The following is a 6,144-nucleotide window of genomic DNA, read 5'->3' on the forward strand; positions in this document are numbered from 1 at the left end:
CACCCCTGGAGACGAGCGTGTGCGGGAATCCCTCCTCCGCAGACGGCCGCCTCGGCGGACGCCTTCCGGGCCGGCACCACGTCAACGCCAGGGATCGAGGGCGTGCTTGCCGCGGGTCCGGCCCGCCGCCAGGCGCCGCAACACGTCCGGCCCCGCGGCCAGCGGATGGACCCGGGGGTTTCCAGGTGGGTAGACGCCGCAGGCGATCAGTGCCTCGATCTCGGTGAGGAGCGACCGGTAGAGGGCCGGGGCCGCGTCCGCCAGCGCCCCTATGTGCAGGCCCTTGAGCTGCACCCGGTGCCTGAAGACCAGGTCGTGCGTGGACAGACCGGCGTCGCCGGACGCGGCACCGAACACCACGACGCGTCCGGTGAAAGGCCGGGCGGCGGACAGGCTGGCCTCGAACGTGGCCCGCCCGACCGATTCCAGGACCAGGTCGACCCCGCCGGTCAGGCGGAGGATCTCCGCGGCCAGATCGGGGCGCCGGGCGTCCAGGACCTCGTCGGCACCGAGCGCCCTGACCGTGCCGTGCTTCGCCGGTGACGCGGTGGCGATCACGCGTGCGCCGTAGTGCCGGGCGAGGCGGACGGCGGCCTGCCCCACACCTCCGGCCGCGGCGTGGACGAGCACCGTATCCCCGGGGCTGATCTCGCCCAGCGGCTTCAGCGCCGCCAATGCGGTGGCCCAGTTGAGCACCAGGCCGAGGGCCTCGGCGTCGCTCCAGCCGGAGGGGACGGGAAGCGCACCCGCCGCGGGCATCGTCATGTACTGCGCGAAGGCACCCGGGCCGGCCCCGATGACGCGGGTGCCGGGTCGCAATGGCTCGTCGATGCCCGGCCCGGTCCCCACGATCTCCCCGGCGGCTTCGAAGCCCGCCACGTAGGGCGGCTGGGGGCCGCCCCCGTAAGTACCGTACGACTGCATGACGTCCGCGAAGTTGACCCCGGCGGCCCCCACGCGGACGAGGTACTCGCCGGGGCCCGGGACGGGACGGCGCTGACCGGCCGTGAGCGTCAGATCCTCCGGCCCCCGATCCGACCGCTGGACGAGTGCCCGTACCGTCTCCCCGGCGGTGTTCCGCTCGTTGATCTCCATGCGCCGAAGGTAGGAGCCTCACACTTGCGGCAATGTCAAGCGGCGGTCATCGACGGACGCCGCGGGCCTTGCCCAGATAGGCGTCGAGGGCCGCCCGCTGGTCGCTGAGGACGGCGATGCGCGCGGCAAGCCGGTCGCGATGCCGCTCCACCTCCCGCAGGAACTCCGCGCACACCGCATCCGCGCCGGCATCGGGGTCGTCGGCGAGGTGGGGGAGGACCTCCCTGATCAGGCGCACGGGCAGCCCGGACTCCAGCAGCGAGCGGATGACGAGCACCCGGTCGATGGTCGACCGGCAGTAGTCGCGGAACCCGTTGCTGCAACGACCCGGGACGATCAGGCCCTCATCCTCGTAGTGCCGCAACGACCGCGGACTCACGCCGCTGACTCGGGAGGCTTCACCGATCTTCACACCCGCTGGCAACGCCCTGGCGCACCCCGTTCTTCCGGTGCCCGCCGTTCCGAGGTCACTCCCAGTGCAGGCGTTGGCGGAGGAGAGCGTGCTGCGCCGGGTTGGTGGTGTGGGCCAGGGCGTGCCGGTCGGCGGTGTGGGCGTCCTCGTGGTGGCCGGTGGCGCGCAGGAGTTCGGCGCGGGTGGCGTGGAACAGCGGGTAGTGCTCCAGGGCCTTGCGGTCGGCCGGCGGAAGGGCGTCCAGGTCGGCCAGGGCGTTGCCGGGGCCGCCGCGGGCACCGGGGTGGTGGTGCAGGGCGATGGCGCGCTGGAGCCGGTGGACGGGTGAGGGTGCCAGGGCCAGGAGCATGTCGTAGAGCACCACGATCTGCGGCCAGTCGGTATCGGCCCAGGTGGGGGCCTCGGCGTGGCAGGCGAGGATGGCGGCCTGCAGCTGGTAGGGGCCGGGACGGCGCAGTTTCGCGGCGCGTTCGATCAGCCGGGTGGCGCCGGTGATCGCCTCGTGGTCCCACCGGGCGCGGTCCTGGTCGGGCAGGAGGACCAGGCCGCCGGCGGGGTCGAAGCGGGCGCCGGTGCGGGCCTGGTGCAGGCGGATGAGGGCGAGCAGGCCGAGGACCTCGGGCTGCCGGGGCAGCAGCCAGGCCAGCTGGGCGGCCAGCCACTCGGCGTCGTCGGCCAGATCGGGCGCGTGGGGGCGCTCGCCGGTGCTGGTCAGGTAGCCCTCGTTGAACAGCAGGTAGATGACCGCGAGGACCTGGCCGAGCCGCTCGGGCAGCTCGGCGCCGGCGGGGATGCGGTACGGGATGCCCGCCTCAGTGATCTTGCGTTTGGCGCGGGTGATGCGCTGCCCCACGGTGGCCTCGGGGACGAGGAACGCGGCGGCGATCTGGGCGGTGGTCAGCCCGCACACGGTGCGGAGGGTCAGCGCGATCTGCGCGGTGCGGGGCAGCGCGGGGTGGCAGCAGGTGAAGACGAGCTTCAGCCGGTCGTCGGGTTCGGCCGGCGCCGGCCAGGTGAGCTGGGCCAGCTTGCCGCGGTAGGTGGCCTGGCGGCGCAGGAGGTCGATGCCGCGGCGGCGGGCGGTGGTCAGCAGCCAGGCGTCGGGGTGCTCGGGGATCCCGTCGGCGGGCCAGCGCCGCAGGGCGGTCTCGATGGCGTCCTGGACGAGGTCCTCGGCGGCGGCGAAGTCGCCCAGCACCCGCACCAGGCACGCCGTCAGCCGGCCCGCGTGCTCGCGGACCACGCGGGCCAGCTCGGCGCGCACCTCGTCGGGCGGGTGCGCGGGTTCGTACGGGGCCGTCATCCGTGTCAGGTGATCGGCCGGATCTCGACGACCGGGCAGCCCGGCCACGCGCGCGCGACCGCCATCGCCTCGTCCAGGTCGGCGACCTCGAGCTCGGCGTAACCGGAGACGACCTCCTTGCCCTCCACGAAGGGGCCGTCGGTGACGATGGCGTCGCCGCCGGTCAGCCGCATCGTGGTGGCCGTCTCCGGGGCGTGCAGGCGCGCGTGGTGGGTGATCTGGGCCGCGTGCTCGCTGAACCAGCGGCCGACCGCCTCGAACGCCTCCTGCCGCTCGGCCTCGGACATCGCCTCCAGGTCGCGGGCGAACTCCTCGGTCTCCGCGAACATCAGCACGTACTTCACGCTTTCGTCCCTTCCCGAACTCGTGGTCGTTTGGTCCCCGGGGCGGTCACTGTACGTCGGACGGTTCGGCCAAGGGGCAGTACAGGTCGATGCCGTTCCCGTCGGGGTCGGTCACGGTGGCGTACCGCATGCCCCAGAACGCGTCCCAGGGCTCCTGCACGCCGGGGTATCCGGCGGCGGTGAGCTCGGCGTACTTGGCGTCGACGTCGGCCGGGGAGCCGAACCGGAACGCCAGGAAGTTGCGCGGGTCGCCGGACGGGCGGTTCCAGCCCCCGGTCTGGGCGGAGCCGCGGAACTTCTCGGTGTCCAGCATCAGGTGCAGGCCGCCGGGCAGGTCGCAGCTCGCGTGGTCGGGGTAGGCGGGGTCGACGGTGAAGGTCAGGCCGAGCCGGGCGTAGAAGCCGATGGCGGCCTGGATGTCGGCGACGACGATGTCGACGGTGTCGAGGGTCGGGTTCACGGGTCCGCTCCTTGCGCTTGGGGAATGATGCCTTCACCCCCCAGACGAACGGGACCGGGCCCGATCCGACAACGGCCGCGGGTCCGGCCGGCCGGGGCGGCACCCGCCGGGCTCCGGTCAGTCGGACGAGCCGGTGATGTTGACCATCCAGTTGATGCCGAAGCGGTCGGTGCACTGGCCGTACTCGTCGCCCCACATCTGCACCTCCAGCGGGACCGTCACGGTGCCGCTCTCGGACAGCTTCGCCCAGTAGCCGCGCAGCGTGTCGGCGTCGTCGCCGCTCAGGCTGATGGTGATGTTGTCGCCGGGGTTATGGGGCATGCCGGGCGGGGTGTCGGCGGCCATGAGCGTGTAGCCGAGCTCGGACCGCAGGGTGCCGTGCATGATCTTCTCGCCTTCCGGCGCGTCCGGGTCGCCGTACTCGCCGAAGGTGTGCATCGTCACCTCGCCGCCGAGGACGTCGTGGTAGAACTCCATCGCCTCCCGGGCGTTGCCGTTGAAGCTGATGTATGGATTGAGCTGCGATGTCACCGGGCGCCTCCTTTGTGACCCAGGTTGCGCTTCGATCCTCACCGTCCGTCTCCGCACGCGGCAACCGGCATTGGGACTCGGCATGGCCGAACTTCGGTAAAGGTGTTCCCGGCGACGGTGGTGTCGACCACCCTGGAAGGCCCCCTGGACTGGCCGGACGCGGACGTCGTGAGCGGCGACGCCGTCGACGTCGTCGCCCCCGTCCGCCACCGGCCGGCGCGGCGTGCACATAGCGGGGTCTATGTGCTGGGTTGCTCCGGGACGGCGGGGGTGCCCAGCGGCTGGATGAAGATGCCCTCGGCCTCGACGGTGACGCCGTCGGCGTCGGAGATCGAGCCGGCCACGAAGATCTTGCGGCGCTCCTCGCCCACGATTCTCCCTTCGAGCCGCAGGGGGCCGAGGGGAGTGCCGCGCCGGTAGCGCATGGTGAGCGTCCCGGTGAAGGCCGTCCGCCGCCTTCCGGACGCCGTCTCGCCCAAGATGTGGTCGAGCAGCAACGCGGAGACTCCGCCGTGGACCAGTCCCGGAGGCCCCTCGTAGGCCGCGCCGAGGACCACGTCGGCGTGGCACCCGGCCGGATCATGGACGATGCGGAGCGGCGGGGCGATCCCGTTCGCCGCACCCACCACGGCGTTGCCCCAGTTCCAGGACCGGAATTCGGTGTTGTACCTGACTCCGGCGGGACCGGGCAGCTGGGCGGCCCGCAGCCTGTCGACGAGCGCGGCGAGGTCGTCCCTGACCCGATGGACCTCGTCGTCGTCGACCGTCGTGCGGATCGTCGCGTCGATCAGGTCGCGGACGGTTCCGGCCAGCGACTCGATCACCGCTTCCCGGCGTTCCACCTCGGCGGTCGGCGTATCGTCGCGGACGAAGCCGCCGGCTTTCCACGCGGACGCTCTGAGGGAGGGCTGGCGGCTCGTCATGCGCCGACCGTATACCCGCGGGAACCGGCGCCACCAGCATCACATAGATGTGTCTATGCTCACTCCGCCGATGCGGCCGTCCTCGCCATGGCGCCCGAACTACAATCGCTCCCGTGACTGAGCCCTCGTCCGCCCAGGGCGCGAAGCCGGAGGAACCGGCGGGCCGCGGTGTCACCGGCCCTCCGCTGAACGCGCGGGGCGCCCCGCTCAACCGGCGCGGTCTGGAGACGCGTGCCCGCGTGATCAGGACCGCGATCGCCATGCTCGCCGACAGCGAGCACGGCGGCGAGGCCAGCGCCAACCTCGTCGCGAAACGCGCCGGGGTCACCTGGGGGACGGTCCAGCACCAGTTCGGCGGCGTCGACGGGCTCTGGGCCGCCGTCCTCGAAGAGCTGGCGAACCAGGGCGACATGCTGCCGTGGAAGGACATCGACGACGGGTCCGTCACCGAACGGATGAGCCGTATCGTTGACGCCCTCTGGTCGGGCCTCGACTCGCCCCCGGGCCGGGCGGTGGCGGCGCTGCGGAGCCTGCTTCCGCGCAACACGGCCGAGTTCACCGAGGCGTACCCGCGAACGGCCGAACAGCTCGGCCGCTGGGACCGCCGGTGGCGGCGCGCCTACGCGCGGGCGTTCCGCGGGCTCGTCGTGGACGCCTACCGGCTGGAGCGCGTGCGTCACCTCCTGCCCGCGGCCGTCCGCGGCCTCTACCTGGAACAGCACCTGAGCACCTGGGCCGACATCGATGACGCGCGCGCCGTGCTGGCGGAGTCGATCGCCGGCTATCTCGAACCCCGCCACTGAGGCGGTGCCAGGACCGGATGCCGTCCATCAGGTGCCGGGCGAGTGCGGTTCCGGCGCCCCCGCGTCGTCGCGGAACTTACGAATCTACAAAGTAAAGGGCGCGGGCCGTGGCCAAAGAGAACGCGATTCGTCACCGTGTACAGACTTGTTCCGTTCATCGAATGCAATCGGCATGCCCGAGGTGGGGTTCCGGGGTGCTGATCTAGCCTGACCTGGGAGGACGGGGACGTCGGCGGGGGGAATCGTGGCGGCCAGGGTGGGGCTGGGCTGCGT

At 72.3% G+C, this 6,144-nt stretch carries 8 protein-coding genes; 1 reads left to right on the top strand and 7 read right to left on the bottom strand.

Annotated features, from left to right (window positions below; translation table 11 throughout):
* Nucleotides 1-81: 81 nt before the first annotated feature.
* From E1289_RS12975 to E1289_RS13010, 7 genes are all read right to left on the bottom strand, one after another.
* Nucleotides 82-1,095, bottom strand: coding sequence for a zinc-binding dehydrogenase (locus tag E1289_RS12975; RefSeq protein ID WP_131979592.1), 1,014 nt, complete (start codon nt 1,093-1,095; stop codon nt 82-84).
* Nucleotides 1,096-1,141: 46 nt separating this feature from the next.
* Entirely contained in the window at nt 1,142-1,507 is a 366-nt protein-coding gene (locus E1289_RS12980; RefSeq protein ID WP_131979595.1) for a MerR family transcriptional regulator, read from the bottom strand.
* A 55-nt stretch (nt 1,508-1,562) separates the two neighbouring features.
* Entirely contained in the window at nt 1,563-2,810 is a 1,248-nt protein-coding gene (locus E1289_RS12985; RefSeq protein WP_131979598.1) for a DUF6596 domain-containing protein, read from the bottom strand.
* Nucleotides 2,811-2,815: 5 nt separating this feature from the next.
* A complete protein-coding gene (locus E1289_RS12990) occupies nt 2,816-3,154 on the bottom strand; it encodes a YciI family protein (RefSeq protein WP_131979601.1) in 339 nt (112 codons plus the stop codon).
* 46 nt (nt 3,155-3,200) lie between these two features.
* The gene (locus E1289_RS12995; protein ID WP_131979604.1) at nt 3,201-3,614 is read right to left on the bottom strand and encodes a VOC family protein; all 414 of its coding nucleotides are present in this window, start codon (nt 3,612-3,614) and stop codon (nt 3,201-3,203) included.
* A gap of 117 nt (nt 3,615-3,731) precedes the next feature.
* Nucleotides 3,732-4,145: a VOC family protein gene (locus E1289_RS13000; RefSeq protein WP_131979607.1), complete on the bottom strand. Its 414-nt coding sequence runs from the start codon at nt 4,143-4,145 to the stop codon at nt 3,732-3,734.
* Between the two features lie 239 nt (nt 4,146-4,384).
* On the bottom strand, nt 4,385-5,068 hold the full coding sequence (locus tag E1289_RS13010) for a PaaI family thioesterase (protein WP_131979610.1): 684 nt from the start codon (nt 5,066-5,068) through the stop codon (nt 4,385-4,387).
* Nucleotides 5,069-5,181: 113 nt separating this feature from the next.
* On the opposite strand from E1289_RS13010, the gene E1289_RS13015 reads away from it, so the two are divergent.
* Nucleotides 5,182-5,871, top strand: coding sequence for a TetR/AcrR family transcriptional regulator (locus E1289_RS13015; protein WP_131979612.1), 690 nt, complete (start codon nt 5,182-5,184; stop codon nt 5,869-5,871).
* Nucleotides 5,872-6,144: the final 273 nt, after the last annotated feature.

The organism is Actinomadura sp. 6K520, assembly GCF_004349245.1.
Lineage (GTDB): Bacteria > Actinomycetota > Actinomycetes > Streptosporangiales > Streptosporangiaceae > Spirillospora.

What these genes read in the sequence shown, in the direction of transcription:
- E1289_RS12975 (WP_131979592.1), bottom strand. Translation starts at nt 1,095, where the DNA reads ATGGAGATCAACGAGCGGAACACCGCCGGGGAGACGGTACGGGCACTC.
- E1289_RS12985 (WP_131979598.1), bottom strand. Translation starts at nt 2,810, where the DNA reads ATGACGGCCCCGTACGAACCCGCGCACCCGCCCGACGAGGTGCGCGCC.
- E1289_RS13010 (WP_131979610.1), bottom strand. Translation starts at nt 5,068, where the DNA reads ATGACGAGCCGCCAGCCCTCCCTCAGAGCGTCCGCGTGGAAAGCCGGC.